This window comes from Tritonibacter scottomollicae (genome assembly GCF_003003215.1).
Lineage (GTDB): Bacteria > Pseudomonadota > Alphaproteobacteria > Rhodobacterales > Rhodobacteraceae > Epibacterium > Epibacterium scottomollicae.
In genome coordinates this window covers 720,026-734,563 of record NZ_PVUF01000001.1, presented here as the reverse complement: position 1 = coordinate 734,563, position 14,538 = coordinate 720,026, and the positions used below count along the sequence as shown (strand labels likewise).

The window sequence follows — 14,538 nt, the reverse complement described above, 5'->3', positions numbered from 1 at the left end:
TCAGCGCCCTCCAGCCGCCTGTGGATAAGAATTTTGCGCCGCCCGCGTTTTTTTCGCTTGCGGCCTGCGGCGCAAAACCCTAAACACCCGCTCACACCAAGAGTGCTCCGTTCGTCTATCGGTTAGGACGCCAGGTTTTCAACCTGGAAAGAGGGGTTCGATTCCCCTACGGAGTACCACTTTCTCCCCCGTAGTTATCGAGCAAACATCCCGCACACTGCGCGATGCAATGCCGCGTGAAACATGTGGCACGTCACGTTAAACGCTTGGTTTCACTATGAATCTCACGCTCCGCCCCCTGTCGTAAAAACTTTGCACTTTGGGCAGATTTCCTCTTGCGCGGTTGGGCCACCTTCAGTAAACACCCGCTCACACCAAGAGTGCTCCGTTCGTCTATCGGTTAGGACGCCAGGTTTTCAACCTGGAAAGAGGGGTTCGATTCCCCTACGGAGTACCACTTTTCCTTTTCGAAAAGCTGGCGCATCCGACCACTCACATACGATCTATACGCAGGCGCGACGGGGATTATCCTGTTGAGGAAATGGCCCGTCGCAGGCGGATCAGGGCCTCTGCCTGTTCGTCCAGATCATTGAGGCAAGCGCCCAGAACCACGCCGTTGCAGGCGCCCGCGCGGCGGCTGTAGGCCGAAAGCGCCTCGGCCCCGACCCCTGCGGCGCGGGCGGCGGCTACGATTGGCCTGTCCGCAAATGCGGCATGCAGATGCAAAACCACCTGCATGCCGGCCTGATGGTCCACCACATGCCCCACATCGCCAAACCCGGCCCGCAGGGACTCGATCAGGTTGCGGTGGCGCTCCGCGTAGATCCGGCGCACCCGGCGCAGATGCCGGTAGAACTCACCCTGCTGCATGAACTCCGCCAGGGCCGCCTGCGGCATGGCGCTGGCGCGTGCCCCCTTGGCGCGCATGGCCTGTGCCAGCCGGTCGATCAGCCCATCGGGGGCCACGATATAGCCCATGCGCAGGCTGTTGGAGAAGATCTTGGAAAAGCTGCCGATATAGACCGTGCGCCCCTGCCCGTCGACGCCAGCCAATGCCGGGATCGGGCGGCCCGCGTAGCGGAATTCCGAATCGTAATCATCCTCGATGATCCAGCCCTGCGATTGCGCCGCCCAGCGCACAAAGTCCTGCCGTCGTCCCGCTGTCATCGCGCCGCCCAGCGGGTATTGATGCGAGGGCGTCAGCACCACCACATCGGTGCCATCGCCGGGAGTCGGCAGCTCCGCCCCCTGTGGGTCCAGCGCCAGATCGCGGGTGCAGCGGCCCTGCGCCTCGGCAAAGCGGCGGATCGGGGGAAAGCCCGGATCCTCGACACCCACCGCGCCCTCGGCCGTGGCCAGCGCATGCAGGCAGATGTCCAGCGCCTCGGTCGCGCCGGAGGTCACCAGCACCTGGTCCGGACGCGCCGCGATGCCGCGCCAGTCGCGCACATGGGTGGCGATGGCCTGCCGCAGCTCCGGGTGCCCAAATCGGCCACAGCCGCTGAGCATGTCCTCTGGCCGGGTGCGGCACAGGCGGGCGACGCATTTGGCCCAAGCGCGGTGCGGAAACAGCCGCATGTCGGGCTGGCCCGCCTCCAACAGCAGATCTCCGCGCTCGGTCAATTCCGGGGGCGCGGTGGCGGGCGCGCCCGGGGACAGTTCGACCTCACCCATGGCGCAAACCGTGTAGCCGGAGCCGCGACGGGAGGCGAGGTAGCCCTCCGCCACCAGCTGTTCATAGGCGGTGACCACGGTGGCGCGCGCCACGCCCAGATCCTGCGCCAAGGCCCGGGTCGCGGGCAGCCGCGCCCCGGTTTCCAGCGCGCCGGAGCGGATGCGGGCGCGGAAGGAGACGCAGATCTGCTCGAAGATCGGCACTGCAGAGGCGCGGTCCGGCATGAAGGCAGGCGTGGGTTTAGGCATCAATTGGTCCGGTGAGTATGTGCTGGAGGAGAGCGTAACGCCCTGCCAATGTCACAACAAGCAAAGACCGGGCGCGAGGCCCGGTCCTGTCCGGTCTGTCGTGAGGTGCCCTCGCCTACTCGGCGGCCTGCAAACCGGCAAAGGCGCGCAGTTCCACGAAAGTCTCATTGTAGCAGGCGCCGTCGCCGATATCCGTGCGCACCTCCACCGGGATCAGCGCATTGGCCGTGAGACCCGTGGCGGAGCTGATGCGCCATGTGCCCTTGGGCGCGTAGACCACGCCGCGCTGCATCGCGTCCGAGACCTTGAGGCGAAAGGTGACGCTGCCGCGGGTGTTGGAAACCTCCACCGTGTCGCCATCCTGCAGCCCGCGCGCGGCGGCATCCTCTGGGTGCACCTCGATGCTTTCGGGGCCGGCAGAGAGCGGCGCGCTGCCGAAGGTGGCGTTGATGCGCTTGTCGGAGCTGGGGGTGATGAGCACCAGCGGCAGGTCCTGCGGCACCGGATCAAAGCGCGGCACGCCAAAGCCGGTCTCCGCCTGCAGGGCATCGCTGAACAGCTCGATCCGGCCGCTTTTCGTGTCGGGCTGCACTGTGTCGCAGAGGATCAGCGCAGTGCCGTCCTGTGCCTGCATTTCCAGCGCGCGGTCGGTGGGCATCTGACTTGGCGGGCGGCCCTCGAATTGCGGATGGCTGGCGTCCATCGCGTCATCCATCAGCTGCGCGTCACTGGCCTGATGGGCGGCTTCCGTGTAGCCGAAGCGCGCCGCCAGACGGCGGAAGATCTCGGTGTTGGGCAGGCTCTCGCCCACCGGCGCGATCACCGGCGCGGCGCGTTGCACGTAGTTCTGGCCATAGGCGGCAAAGATCTCGTCATGCTCGAAATGCGTGGCGGCAGGCAGGATCACATCGCAATAGGCCATGCTGTCGGTCATCACCACATCGCAGCCGACGGTGAAGATCTCCGGCTGGCTCAGCGCCGCGATCATGCGGGCCTGATCGGGATGGGTGGCGACCGGGTTGTGGTTGTAGATCATCACCGCGTTGATCGGCGTGGGCTGGTCCCGGTCCAGCATCAGCCGCGCCACATCAAGGATGTTGACCACGCGTGTGGCCGGGTCGATCAGGTGGTCACCTTGCAGCCGCGCCCGGGTCTTGGGCGAGGCGAGACCGGACTTTGCCACCACCCCGGCCCCAAGCCGCCCGTGCTGGCCCAGCAGCGCATTGAGCGCCATCGCCGCGCGCAGGCCAGAGCCGCCGGAGCGTCCGCGCTCCATCCCGTTGCCGGTGGAGGTGGCCATGCGATCGGCCACCTGCATCCAGTCCGCCAGTTGCAGGATGTCACCCTCATCAAGGCCACAGATCCGGGCGGTTTCGGCGATGGTATATCTGCGCGCCTCCGCCATATAGGCCTCCGCGCCCTGCACCCACTGCCCGATAAAGCCGTTGTCGAAGGCGCCGCGCCGCTCCAGTTCGGCGGCGATACCATGGGCCAAAACCACATCGGTGCCGGGTCTGACCTGCAGGTAGAGATCCGCCTGCTGTGCGAGCTTGATCCGCTTGGGGTCGATCACCACCAGCCGGGCGCCCTTGGCACGGGCGGCTTTGACCACGCGGGTGAGATGCAGGTTGGAGACGGTGACGTTGTTGCCCCAGACCACGATCAGGTCGGAATGTGCGGCCTGTTCCGGCGGCATGCCTGGCGCGTTGCCATAGAGGCTCTCATAGGCAAGGCCGCGCACCCCGCCACAGAGCGGGCCGCGGTTCATGCGTGTGGCCCCAAGGCGATAAAAGAACCGCCGATCCAGCGAGCCCCCGGCCAGCTCGCCATGCGGGCCGGCGTAGTTCAGCGGCAGGATAGATTGGGGCCCATGCGCGTTGATGGCAGCGCCAAAGCCCTCTGCCACCAGATCCAGCGCCGCGTCCCAGCTGATCCGCTCGAACTGATCCGATCCGCGCGGGCCAACACGGCGCAGCGGATGGGTCAGACGGGCGGAGCCGTGCACGAAATCCGGATAGGCGCGGGTGACCTTGTTGCAGACCACCCCGGCGGTAAAGGGATTGGCCTCGGAGCCCCGCACGGCGGTGATCTGATCGCCCGTGACCTCGACGCTGAGGCTGCAGGTGTCGGGACAATCCAGCGGGCAGACGCTGGGCAAGATGCGCGAGGCTTCGGCTTCAGGATGTTGGCTGGACATGGCTGTGCTCCGCATTGGCTGAGGGTTTTCAACAGCCTACCGAAGGGCAGCCCATAGAAAAGCTCCAATATAGGGCACTTTGACCAGTCCAATTCTCACGGCTCAGCACACACAGAACCGATCCACTGGTGCCGGGACGGCAACCGGGGTGTCTCCTGCGTCACGCCTGTAGTTTGTTCAGGCCGATTTGGTGTCGTGCTCGACCATCTCAGCCTCAAGCCCCGGAGCATAGAACATGTGCTGCGCGCGCCCGGCCCGTTTGGCGGCATAGAGTGCCACATCCGCCTGATGCAGCAATGCCGCGGGATCAGGACTCGCAAGCTCTGTGGAGAGGGTCGTTCCGGCCGATGCGGAGATCCGGCATTCGTCCACGCCATACATGATCGGCTCTTCGAGACGCGTGATCAGGCGGCGTGCCAGATCTTGCAGGCGGTTGCGATCCATAAGCCCTTCAAACACCAGGACGAATTCATCGCCGCCAATCCGCGCGACCGTATCAAACTTGCGGGTGCAATCGACCATGATGGCCGCGACCCGCTGCAGCACCGTGTCGCCTGCAGCGTGACCAAAGGTGTCGTTCACCGACTTGAAGAAATCCAGATCCACATGCATCAGCGCAAAATCGCGCCCGCCACTGATCAGGCGGTTCAAGACGTGATCCATGGCGCGGCGGTTTTTCAACCCTGTCAGCGTATCGGTAAAGGCCTGTTCCTCGGCCGCGATCTTGGCGCCCTGCAGGCGCAGGTTCAGCTGGCGCGAGGCCTCCATCGCGGCGGATTTCGCCTCCACCAGATAGAGCATCTCGATGGTCAGATCGGTGGGGGAGAAATCCTGGCTGGTCAGGTTGAAATCGCGCACCGCATCCAGAACCGAGATCCCGAATGACAGGTTGATAAATGCGCCCTGCCCGTCTGGCAGCGGCACCAATACGCCCTTCATGCGGGTGTGCGGCGCCTCCCGCAGCTGGAAATGCAGTTTGCAGCCAGCCGTTTCGAGGAGGTCGGAAATGGTCTTGACCCAGCGCGGGCGCTGCAGGTCGAGAACGTCGAAGAAAGACTTTCCTTTCCAGTCGTCGCCATCACACAGTTTAAGCAAGGTCGGGCCATGGCTGGTCACCGTGCCCTCGGCATCGATCATCACATGCATCGGGCACACCTGGCTGGCGAGCGCTGCCAGATCGTCAAAGGTCATCATAGTGAATGCGCCCCCAGGTCAAAGGCCCGCCCCTCGGCGAACTCGCTTTCGATCAGCGTGATGGAGATCACATCCGCACCATCCCGCGTGCCGGACTGGTCGAGAATCACCAAGGCCCCATAGTCATCCGCCATGGCGCGCAATACGCCGGTCATCACCTGCGCATACCCCTGCACCCCCGGCTGACACAGCAGATCGAACTGGCCGGGCGCCTGTTCAATCAACTCCAGCCCCGGCAAATGCAGGTCGGACACCGCCAGCCGAGCGCGGTCCGGCAGATCATCGAGCGAATGCAGGAACTCGACATAATTCACGCCGCCAAAGCGCAGCAGACGTCTCAACGCTTCCACCTGCGGATTGGACACCAGAAACGTGCCGACGTCCTCCAGAATTTCAGCAAGCGGGCGTTGCAGGTTGCGTTCGAGCGCGCGCAGCATGCGCGAGGATTGGTCTTCGGGATACACAAGCATAGCCTCGAACTCGGAAAATCCGAGCTCGCTGTCGTCCATGATTTCGCCCCAGCGTTTGTCACCGTAGGTGCTGATGACAAAAGCCTGAACTGCCCTGTTGATCAAACCGTGCATACGGCCGTTCCCTAATTCACCTCAGCCTTTTCTACCGCCTACATGCTTAAGAAAGACCGAATATTCTTCTATCGCTGTTTTCTGATAAAGGGTTTTCCCAGCTTTGAAACCTCCCGACACACAGCAAAGCTAACGCAAAATAAAAAACCCGCAGGGTCTCGCCTACGGTCTTCTAGCTGTCATCGGTAGTGCTGTGTTCGACTCTGGGTTCGCCCTGGCAACAATGCGCGACACCGCGTTCTAAACTCGTCCTCGACCATCCCAAAACATGCTTGTTATGGCTGATTATACCAAAACACGCAGGCGTTCCAAAGGAATACTGTCCAGGAGAGGCCGAAAACCGGCTAAAGTTGCTGAACGCGAACCGGAGGCGACAGGCCGTCAAAAATCGGTCGGAGCGCCGCCCTCGGCCTTGCGACGGTCCACAAAGGCCGCCAACTCCTCGCGGATTGCGGGGTCCAGCGGCGGTTCCTCGAACTCTGCGATGATCTCCTTGAACATCGTATGTGCCCGCTCGGCAGTCCAGACACCGCCAGCGGCCTCCCAGGCCTCATAGTTGCGCCAATCGCTCAGGAAGGGCTGATAAAAGGCCGTGGCGTAGCGGTCCTGGGTGTGCTGTGTGCCGAAGAAATGGCCGTTGTTACCCACCTCGCGGATCGCCTCCAGCGCAATCTCGTCCGGGCCGGTGGCGTTGATTGCCGGGTCCATGTAGCGCTGGATCATCTGCAGCACTTCGCAATCCATGATGAATTTCTCCGGGCTGGCGATCAGCCCGCCCTCCAGCCAGCCTGCGGCGTGGTAGACCATATTGGTGCCGGACTGCACCGCCGCCCAGAGCGAATTTGAGGTCTCCCACATCGCCTGGCCGTCCGGCACATTGGCGGCGCAGACCCCGGAGGAGCGCATCGGCAGGCCGTAGAATCGCGCCATCTGCCCGGTCATCTGGGTGGCGCGCATGTATTCTGGGGTGCCAAAGGCCGGTGCGCCGGATTTCATGTCCACATTGGAGGTAAAGGTGCCGATGGCGCAGGGCACGCCGGGGGCGACGTATTGGAACAGGGCGATCGCACAAAGCGATTCGGCCAGAGACTGCGCCACCGCGCCCGCCATGGTCACCGGCGCCATCGCGCCCGCCAGCGTGAAAGGCGACACGATCACCGGCTGGCCGCGCCGGATCAGCCGCAGCGAGCCGTCGATCATCGGCTCGTCATGCTTCAGCGGCGAAGTGGAGTTGATGTTGGTGTACATATGCGGCTTGGCATCGAACTCCGCATGGCTGAGGCCGCCAGCGATGCGCACCATCTCCATCACGTCCTCGACCCGCTCCTTGCCCAGTGAATAGGCATGCATCACCTTGTCGGTGAGCGTCAGCTTGTCATAAAGCACATCGAGGTGGCGCACCGAAGGATGCAGGTCGACAGGTTCCACCGGATAGCCTCCCGCAAAGTGAATGCAGTTGAAATACTGTGTCAGTTTCAAAAGGTTGCGGCAGTGTTCGCGGGTGCCGGGGATCTTCTTGTTCAGCTCCACATCCCAGTAGTTCGGCGGCGAGGAGACATTGCCGAACAGCATGGTATTGCCGCCGACGCGGATGGCACGATCCGGGTTGCGCGGCGTCAGGGTGAACTCGCGCGGAGCCTTGGCCACCATCTCCATCACAAAGTCGCGGTCCATGCGGACCAGCTCGCCCTCGACCTTGACGCCGGCCTGCTTGAAGATCTCCAGCGCCTCATCGTTGAGGAACTGCACGCCGATCTCCTCGAGAATGCGCATGGCGCCATCGTGGATCGCGGCAATGCCCTCCTCGGTCAGTGGCTCCGTGGGGCGGTCGATATTGGTCGGAGGATTCCACGGCATCTGCTCCAGCGTGGCGGATCCGCGACGGGCCGCGGCCCCTGCTCTGCCGCCACCGCGACGTTTGCGCGCAACTGTCTCCGACATGGTGCCTCCTGTGGTGAAATGGATATCGCCCTCCATTCACTCTGCCGCAGCAGGCACCAGACACACCTGTCCATTACCGACACAGCATGTCGCATTCAGGTCGGCACATGCCGGTCATCAGCGCATGAAGACCGCGTTAACGGGCGAGCCAGGCCGGGATATGGCCGATATCCGGCAGCACCACATCCGCCAGCGGCGCGAGGTCCTCTTTGGTGGCCATGCCAGTCAGCACCCCCACCGTGTGCATGCCCGCCGCGCGCCCGGCGATGAGGTCATGGCGACTGTCACCGACCATCGCGGTTTGCGCGGGGGCCACGCCCACCGTCGTGCAGAAGGCCAGCAGCGGATCGGGATCCGGTTTGGCGCCAAAGCCGCTGTCTGCGCCAATCACCATGTCGAAGTGATCCAGCACACCGGAGCGGGTCAGGTGGCGGCGGGCGGAATGTTCGCCGTCATTGGTCATCACACCAAGCTTCATCCCCGCATCGCGCAACGCCTCCAGATAGGGGGCCAGCGGCACCGCCTGTGCCAGATCTGCTTCTGCCGCGGTCCGGATCAGGTACTGCGCCAGCTCTGCGACATCCATATCGGGCACATGGGGCGACAGAACCTCTGCCACCTCGTCGTTGGTCCCGGCAATCACCAGGCTGTCCGGGCGAAAGGCGCGCGCTTCGAGATCATAGCTGACGGCCTCGGCCATGGCCGCCAGACGCGCGGTATCGCCCTGCGCGAGATCGGTCAGCATCGACATCGACCAGCCATTCCAAGTGCGGGAAAAATCGAACAGCGTACCGTCCTTGTCGAAGAGAAGCGCAGAGATGGTCATGGAAGGTCCTCGGTTGGAAGAGACGTCAGCGCGGCGCTTATCACGTCCAATGGACCTGTTCACCCCCGGGCAGCATCGCCCGCGCTTCGACCAGCGACGCATAGGCCACATCCTCGCTGTCGCAGAATGCCACGACCCAGGCATCATCCATCAGCAGAAAGTCCAGCACGGCCCCGAGAAAGTCGGGATCCCCCACCCGATCCCGCAGGTCCGAGATCGACGCGCCACTGGATCCGAGAAACACTGGCAACAGGTCATCGTTGCTCGCCAGCCAGCTCAGCGCCTTTAAGCCCAGAACCTCGGCGCGATCGGCGGAAAATGGCATATCAGCCCCCTTGTCGACACTTTTACGTCAATTTGCACTAACCCCGAAAGGGTTTGTTAACCAGTCTCATCAACACTCAAACCTAAGCAATAGCCGGAAATGAAGGTGTTTCACCGTGCAAGGCACGATCCTAGTCATAGATGGGGTATCCACCAATCGCATCGTTTTGAAGGTGCAATTGACCGCCGCCTGTTTTCAGGTGCTGCAGGCGGACAGCATGTCGGCAGCGATGGAGCTGATGGCGGGCAATCGCCCCGATCTGATCCTCACTGCGATGACCCTGCCGGACGGGGACGCCGGGGCCGTCAAGGCAGCCCTGTCGCGGATGCCGCAGCTGGCGGATGTGCCAATGATCGCCCTCAGCACCTCCAATGATCGCGGCACCCGGATCAAGGCACTGTCGGCGGGCATCGACGAGGTCCTGCCGCAGCCGGTGGACGACATGATCCTTCAGGCCCGGATTCGCAGCCTGTTGCGCATGCGCATGCAGGATGAGGATCTGCACATGCGAGAAGATGGCGTGCCCTCGTTCGTCATGCCCATGACCGGCGCCACCGTGACCGCAGCGCCGCGCCCCGACACGAGCGTGGCGCTGGTATGCCACGACCTGCCCACCGCACAGAAGTGGAAATCCCGGCTGGCTGGTAGCGTTGGCTACAACCTGCGCGCCTATAACGTGGACGCCATTCAGGACCTGATGCGCACGCCGGTCCCCGATGTCATCGTAATTGAGCTGAACGAACAATCCGCTGGCATGGCCCTGCGTCTGCTGGCCGATCTGCGTGCCCGCATCAGCACCCGCGACAGCGTGGTGATTGCGGTACCGAACCCCGCAGACGCCACGATCGCCGCTGAGGCACTGGACCGTGGCGCGCATGATGTCCTGCACTGCGGATTTCAGGTGGACGAGCTGGCGTTGCGGATCAGCACCCAGTTGCACCACAGACAGCGGGCCGAAATGATCCGCGCAAACCTGCGCAATGGCTATCGCGCCGCGATGGAAGACCCGATGACCGGGCTCTACAACCGCCGCTATGCCCGCCCGTTCCTAGAGCAGGTGGCACGCGAGGCCTGCACCACAGGCGAGACCTTTGCGGTCATGGTCGCCGATCTGGACCATTTCAAACGTATCAACGACCAACACGGCCATCCTGTCGGGGACGCAGTACTGGTCGAGGCCGCCCGCCGCCTGAAAGCGCAGCTGCGCGGCTGTGATCTGCTGGCCCGCATCGGCGGCGAGGAATTCATGGTGGTGATGCCCGGCATTCACCCCTCAGAGGCCGCAACCACGGCCACCCGGCTGTGCAACGCCATCAGCACGACGCCGTTTGACGCCCCCGGATGTGACAGTCCGCTGGCGGTCACGGTCAGTGTCGGCGCCGTGGTCAGCACCCCTGACGGACACGTCGCATCCGGTGACGACATGTTCGCCGCCGCGGATCGCGCGCTCTATGATGCAAAACATGCCGGACGCAACCAGGCGCTGGTCAAAGGCCCTCAGCGCAGCGCGGCGGCCTGATCTGACAGAGATTTGCGGCGCGCAGCCGTGCATCACAATCGACGCCCCTGCCCCCGATTTCACCCCAGTTCGGCATAGCGCTCACGCTGAAGAGGACGCGCGATCCGTCACCTGTGCCGTCTCAGTCGCGCGCACCGCCCTTGTGCCCCTCACGCGGGGGTGGTTTGCGAAACCGGGCCACATGGCGTTCCACCTTGTCGGCAAAGGCCGCACGCTCAGCCGGCGACATCTGCTGCAACTCCGCGATCCAGACCTCCAGCATCGCTTCCCGAAACTCATTGATCGCGGCCGTTTGCGCATCGATGCGCGCGCGCAATACCGGCACATCCAGCGGCTCGCTGCGGATGACCTCCAGCAGCGCATTCAGCTCCGCGATGCGCCGCTCCACGATGTTGCCGTATTGGCCGTCCGCCAGATCCCGCAGGACCCGACGAGAGTCGCGGTCCAGGCTTCGGTACATCACCGCGCCGATCGCCTCTGCCGCAGCGGGCGGCGGCGGGGCCTTGTGGCGGGACCGACCTGAGCGATCGTCGCGCAGCGCAGCCCCGGCTACCAGGCCGACCACCGCCAAATTCGCCGCAAGCGACAGCGCAAACACCGCCTTCAGCCAGCGCGGCATGCGAGAGGAGCGTCCGGTGTCAGATGTCTGGGTCATTGCATATCCTCGGCCATGACAGTGGCCAGATCGAAAGTTTCATAAGCGGCATACTCCGAACTGACCGTGGGTGTCGCGGCAAGCGCGCTGACCCCCGGCGCGGTAAAGACCGCCTCCGGCCCCGCCACACCGATCCAGAGGCCGGTACAACTCGCCGCCACCAGCCCGCCCACCGCGGGCCAGCCGCCAAGCGCGGCCAGCAGCACGCCCAGGGGCGGACGGCGGCGCGCGGGTGCCGGCGCGGACCAGCGCGCCTGTTCTGTCGCAGCCGCTGCCGTGATCGTGGACATCAGCCTGTCGGGCAGATCCGGGCGCGCCTGCCGGGCCTCGGCAAAGAGCGCGTCGAGGTCGGTATCGCCGTTCTGATATTTCTGATGATCAGCCATCCTGATACCCCAATTCCTCACGACGCCCGGCCAGAGCCTTGGCCAGCATCCGTTTGCCCCGCGCGGTCAGGCTTTCTACTGCCTCCACGCTGATCTCCATGATCCCGGCAATCTCCGGGTTGTTCAATTCCTCGATGTGGCGCAGCACCACAGCCTGCCTCTGGCGTTCCGGCAGGGTCATCAACGCCTCTTGCAAGGCATCGCGCCGGGCGTTGTCCTGCAACCCCTCCGCGGCCCCTGCCGCCGGATCCGGCGGTTCGGGAATCGCGTCCAGATCCACATGACCGCCCCGCGCCTTGCGCTTGACATCGATACAGAGGTTCATCGTCACCCGGTAGAGCCATGTGGAGACCTGCGCTTCGCCTCTGCGCCAGTCGGGCGCGATCTTCCACAGCCGGATCATCGCGTCCTGTGTGACATCCTCGGCCTCGGCAGGATTGCCGAGCACCCGCATCGCCACCCCCAGCACACGCGGGCCAAGGCGGCGTGTCAGCTCGGCGGCGGCGGTCGGATCGCCATTGGCGAACAACACCAGAAGTGCCTCGTCGCTCGCCTCCGGCGCAGCCGCCACATCGGCGGCCCTGCGACCCAGACCGATCACGGGCACCTCCCCCGGATGGGGAGGTGCAGGTTTGAACGCAGGCATATGCAGTGTTCAGTGCGAATTCGACTTACTCCGCATCCATTTGGTCGCCCTGCCGATCCGGGCCGCCACGGTGATGTCTTTTCTTCATCACGGTCTCCAGAATGGCCTGCGCGGTGTCAAACTCCGCCTTTGAAATCGAGCCGTTGCCATCGGTATCCGCCTTGTCCAGAAGCTGCTGCGGGCCCCGGCGCTGCGGCATTTCCTCAGCGCTCAAGGCGCCATCGCCGTCCTTGTCAAACCGTTCGATCATGGCGGCGGTCCGCTTGGCAATCCTTTGCTGCGCCTTGGCCGTCATTTCTTCGGCGCTCAGCAGCCCATCGCCATTGGTATCTGCCGCATCGAAACGCGCCTGACCCATCGCCGCGATTTCGGCCTTCGACAAGGCGCCATTGCCATCCACGTCGAGCTGCTCGAACGTCGGCTTATGGCGCTCGGGACCAAAACCCGGCTTCGCGACGGCAAGAGTCCCTGCCGCTGCAGTGGTCAACGACAGGAGTGTGGCGATCAGAATCCGTTTCGTCATAACATCGTTCCTTTTGTGAGCCTCAGCAGCACTGTGCTGCCCGATGTAGAAATGAAACGGCGGCGGTCCGGGTTTCCGTCGCCACAGGCGGAGAAAAAATCCATCCCCCGAAAAAACAGCGCCGCGTCACCGGGTCACAGCGAAATCAACCTCTGATTTGCATATTTGGGGCTAAGTATTGAAGATGGGCATTGCCAAAGACGCATTTCAGAGCGGCCCCCTCGCAGTGACGGAGCATCAGATGACACAGACGCAAAGCCTCGCCCAGCAACAAGCGCTGGCTGACGACCGCCCGACAAAGCCCGCGTTGTGGAAGGGTTGGCGTCGCCGCTGCCCGAAATGTGGCGAAGGCAAACTGCTGCACAGCTATCTCAAGGTGAACGATCATTGCGCCTCCTGCGGCGAGGATTTCAGCCATCACCGGGCGGATGACGGTCCGGCCTATCTGACCATTCTGGTGGTCGGCCACGTGATGGCGCCCCTGATGCACTACACCGCCTTCGAATGGCGCCCATCCCCTTGGGTGATGGCCACCGTTTTCTCGGTGGGCTGCCTGACCGCCTCGCTCTATCTGCTGCCGAGACTGAAGGGCGTTGTCGTCGCCTATCAATGGGCGCGGCGCATGCACGGGTTCGACAAGGCCAGCTGAGCCAGCGCCCGGGCCAGTCGGATCCCGGTCTGCCTCAGACCGCCCCAGCCCGCCCAGGCCGATGCGACGCCGGGTCTTCTCTTTCCTTTCTGGCGCAAAGACGTGACACTGCCACCGGTGCGCATATGGCGCCGGGGCGGGCGGCATTGGTCGTGGGACGCGAGAAGAAGGAGACGGAGATGACAGGCACGACTGCCACACGCGACAAGACCGCAATCCGCGATGCGGCCACGGTGATCGTTGTGCGCGACGGCGACAGCGACGACCCGCGCGTCCTGATGGGACAGCGCGGTGCCAAAGCCGCGTTCATGCCAAACAAATTCGTCTTTCCGGGCGGCGCCGTCGATGCTGGCGACCGGGACATCGCACTGGCTGCGGAGATTTCGCAGCCCTGCCGCAATCGCCTTGGTGAGGATGCTGCGGACGACGTCTGGCAGGCGTTATGCGTCGCCGCCACTCGAGAGCTGTGGGAGGAGACCGGGCTGATCCTCGGGCGCCCCGGCTCCTGGCAGGACAATGTTCCGACAGATTGGCAGAGCTTTGCTGCCACCGGCCATGTGCCAGATGCCTCCGGGCTGACGTTTGTCTTTCGCGCTCTGACACCGCCGGGTCGCCCACGCCGGTTTGATGCGCGGTTCTTTCTGGCGGACGCCGACGCCTTGGTGGGCGATCTGGATGATTTCTCCCGCGCCTCGGACGAGCTGTCACATCTGCAGTGGATCCCGCTCAGCCAGGTGCGCAGCTTCGATCTGCCCTTCATCACCGAAGTGGTTCTGGCCGAGGTCACCGCCAACCTGCGCAGCGGCACCCGCACGGACAGCACGCCATTCTTTCGCAATGACGATGAGGAAAGCCTGTTCCTGCGCCTGCATGGCCGTCCGATGTCGCAGGCTCAATAGGCCTCGACCACGCGCCCCGGCCCCCGCCTCCTCTGTCCACCGGTCCTTTTTCGTCAAACCGGGTGCGCTCCCGCCCCCGGCGCTGCGGTCCCTTGTCAGGGACCACAGCCCATCGGCCTTGGGCCGGGCAGCCTGCCCCCTAAGGGGGCAGGCTGCGGCACCGCGCGTCCCGCGCGGTGCCATGCCCAACGGGAGCGCTGTGCCCCTTTTGCAAAAAAAGGGGGCTGCGGCGACGGGCGGGAGCCCCACCTGCCCCATGTTCCATCGGGTC

Annotated in this window: 14 protein-coding genes and 2 tRNA genes; 5 read left to right on the top strand and 11 right to left on the bottom strand. The window is 64.0% G+C overall.

All coding sequences use genetic code 11. The features are described from left to right. Nucleotides 1–104: 104 nt before the first annotated feature. Together CLV89_RS03485 and CLV89_RS03480 are read left to right on the top strand one after the other, a co-directional pair. Nucleotides 105–179 (top strand) — tRNA-Glu (locus CLV89_RS03485). 203 nt (nt 180–382) lie between these two features. Continuing rightward, nucleotides 383–457, top strand: a tRNA-Glu gene (locus CLV89_RS03480). 68 nt (nt 458–525) lie between these two features. Here CLV89_RS03480 and pdxR read toward each other — a convergent pair. From pdxR to CLV89_RS03445, 7 genes are all read right to left on the bottom strand, one after another. Further along, the gene (pdxR, locus tag CLV89_RS03475; RefSeq protein ID WP_106162209.1) at nt 526–1,923 is read right to left on the bottom strand and encodes a MocR-like pyridoxine biosynthesis transcription factor PdxR; all 1,398 of its coding nucleotides are present in this window, start codon (nt 1,921–1,923) and stop codon (nt 526–528) included. 115 nt (nt 1,924–2,038) lie between these two features. Beyond that, nucleotides 2,039–4,120 carry a molybdopterin-containing oxidoreductase family protein gene (locus tag CLV89_RS03470; RefSeq protein WP_106162208.1) on the bottom strand — a complete coding sequence of 694 codons (2,082 nt, stop codon included), beginning with the start codon at nt 4,118–4,120 and terminating at the stop codon, nt 2,039–2,041. A gap of 177 nt (nt 4,121–4,297) precedes the next feature. Continuing rightward, nucleotides 4,298–5,314 (bottom strand): GGDEF domain-containing protein, encoded by a 1,017-nt coding sequence (locus CLV89_RS03465; protein WP_106162207.1) that lies wholly within the window; start codon nt 5,312–5,314, stop codon nt 4,298–4,300. Next, nucleotides 5,311–5,898, bottom strand: coding sequence for a heme NO-binding domain-containing protein (locus CLV89_RS03460; protein ID WP_106162206.1), 588 nt, complete (start codon nt 5,896–5,898; stop codon nt 5,311–5,313). The genes CLV89_RS03465 and CLV89_RS03460 overlap by 4 nt, the downstream gene beginning before the upstream one ends. A 381-nt stretch (nt 5,899–6,279) precedes the next feature. Next, nucleotides 6,280–7,839 carry a trimethylamine methyltransferase family protein gene (locus tag CLV89_RS03455; protein ID WP_106162337.1) on the bottom strand — a complete coding sequence of 520 codons (1,560 nt, stop codon included), beginning with the start codon at nt 7,837–7,839 and terminating at the stop codon, nt 6,280–6,282. A 136-nt stretch (nt 7,840–7,975) separates the two neighbouring features. Beyond that, a complete protein-coding gene (locus CLV89_RS03450) occupies nt 7,976–8,665 on the bottom strand; it encodes an HAD family hydrolase (protein ID WP_106162205.1) in 690 nt (229 codons plus the stop codon). A 40-nt stretch (nt 8,666–8,705) separates the two neighbouring features. Beyond that, a complete protein-coding gene (locus CLV89_RS03445) occupies nt 8,706–8,990 on the bottom strand; it encodes a DUF3572 domain-containing protein (RefSeq protein WP_106162204.1) in 285 nt (94 codons plus the stop codon). Nucleotides 8,991–9,105: 115 nt separating this feature from the next. Here CLV89_RS03445 and CLV89_RS03440 point away from each other — a divergent pair, with 115 nt between their 5' ends. Further along, nucleotides 9,106–10,509 (top strand): diguanylate cyclase, encoded by a 1,404-nt coding sequence (locus tag CLV89_RS03440; RefSeq protein WP_106162203.1) that lies wholly within the window; start codon nt 9,106–9,108, stop codon nt 10,507–10,509. Nucleotides 10,510–10,630: 121 nt separating this feature from the next. Here CLV89_RS03440 and CLV89_RS03435 read toward each other — a convergent pair whose 3' ends face one another. From CLV89_RS03435 to CLV89_RS03420, 4 genes are all read right to left on the bottom strand, one after another. After that, nucleotides 10,631–11,164, bottom strand: a complete 534-nt coding sequence (locus CLV89_RS03435) for a periplasmic heavy metal sensor (RefSeq protein WP_106162202.1) — start codon at nt 11,162–11,164, stop codon at nt 10,631–10,633. Further along, nucleotides 11,161–11,550, bottom strand: coding sequence for a hypothetical protein (locus CLV89_RS03430; RefSeq protein WP_106162201.1), 390 nt, complete (start codon nt 11,548–11,550; stop codon nt 11,161–11,163). The genes CLV89_RS03435 and CLV89_RS03430 overlap by 4 nt, the downstream gene beginning before the upstream one ends. Further along, the gene (locus CLV89_RS03425; RefSeq protein ID WP_243394916.1) at nt 11,543–12,151 is read right to left on the bottom strand and encodes an RNA polymerase sigma factor; all 609 of its coding nucleotides are present in this window, start codon (nt 12,149–12,151) and stop codon (nt 11,543–11,545) included. The genes CLV89_RS03430 and CLV89_RS03425 overlap by 8 nt, the downstream gene beginning before the upstream one ends. Before the next feature lie 70 nt (nt 12,152–12,221). Continuing rightward, complete coding sequence (locus CLV89_RS03420; RefSeq protein WP_106162199.1) at nt 12,222–12,719, bottom strand: EF-hand domain-containing protein; 498 nt, start codon at nt 12,717–12,719, stop codon at nt 12,222–12,224. A gap of 241 nt (nt 12,720–12,960) precedes the next feature. Here CLV89_RS03420 and CLV89_RS03415 point away from each other — a divergent pair, with 241 nt between their 5' ends. Then, nucleotides 12,961–13,368, top strand: coding sequence for a DUF983 domain-containing protein (locus tag CLV89_RS03415; RefSeq protein WP_106162336.1), 408 nt, complete (start codon nt 12,961–12,963; stop codon nt 13,366–13,368). Between the two features lie 179 nt (nt 13,369–13,547). Then, a complete protein-coding gene (locus CLV89_RS03410; RefSeq protein ID WP_106162335.1) occupies nt 13,548–14,267 on the top strand; it encodes an NUDIX hydrolase in 720 nt (239 codons plus the stop codon). Nucleotides 14,268–14,538 lie beyond the last annotated feature (271 nt).

What these genes read in the sequence shown, in the direction of transcription:
- pdxR (WP_106162209.1), bottom strand. Translation starts at nt 1,923, where the DNA reads ATGCCTAAACCCACGCCTGCCTTCATGCCGGACCGCGCCTCTGCAGTG.
- CLV89_RS03470 (WP_106162208.1), bottom strand. Translation starts at nt 4,120, where the DNA reads ATGTCCAGCCAACATCCTGAAGCCGAAGCCTCGCGCATCTTGCCCAGC.
- CLV89_RS03465 (WP_106162207.1), bottom strand. Translation starts at nt 5,314, where the DNA reads ATGATGACCTTTGACGATCTGGCAGCGCTCGCCAGCCAGGTGTGCCCG.
- CLV89_RS03460 (WP_106162206.1), bottom strand. Translation starts at nt 5,898, where the DNA reads ATGCACGGTTTGATCAACAGGGCAGTTCAGGCTTTTGTCATCAGCACC.
- CLV89_RS03455 (WP_106162337.1), bottom strand. Translation starts at nt 7,839, where the DNA reads ATGTCGGAGACAGTTGCGCGCAAACGTCGCGGTGGCGGCAGAGCAGGG.
- CLV89_RS03450 (WP_106162205.1), bottom strand. Translation starts at nt 8,665, where the DNA reads ATGACCATCTCTGCGCTTCTCTTCGACAAGGACGGTACGCTGTTCGAT.
- CLV89_RS03445 (WP_106162204.1), bottom strand. Translation starts at nt 8,990, where the DNA reads ATGCCATTTTCCGCCGATCGCGCCGAGGTTCTGGGCTTAAAGGCGCTG.
- CLV89_RS03435 (WP_106162202.1), bottom strand. Translation starts at nt 11,164, where the DNA reads ATGACCCAGACATCTGACACCGGACGCTCCTCTCGCATGCCGCGCTGG.
- CLV89_RS03430 (WP_106162201.1), bottom strand. Translation starts at nt 11,550, where the DNA reads ATGGCTGATCATCAGAAATATCAGAACGGCGATACCGACCTCGACGCG.
- CLV89_RS03420 (WP_106162199.1), bottom strand. Translation starts at nt 12,719, where the DNA reads ATGACGAAACGGATTCTGATCGCCACACTCCTGTCGTTGACCACTGCA.
- CLV89_RS03415 (WP_106162336.1), top strand. Translation starts at nt 12,961, where the DNA reads ATGACACAGACGCAAAGCCTCGCCCAGCAACAAGCGCTGGCTGACGAC.
- CLV89_RS03410 (WP_106162335.1), top strand. Translation starts at nt 13,548, where the DNA reads ATGACAGGCACGACTGCCACACGCGACAAGACCGCAATCCGCGATGCG.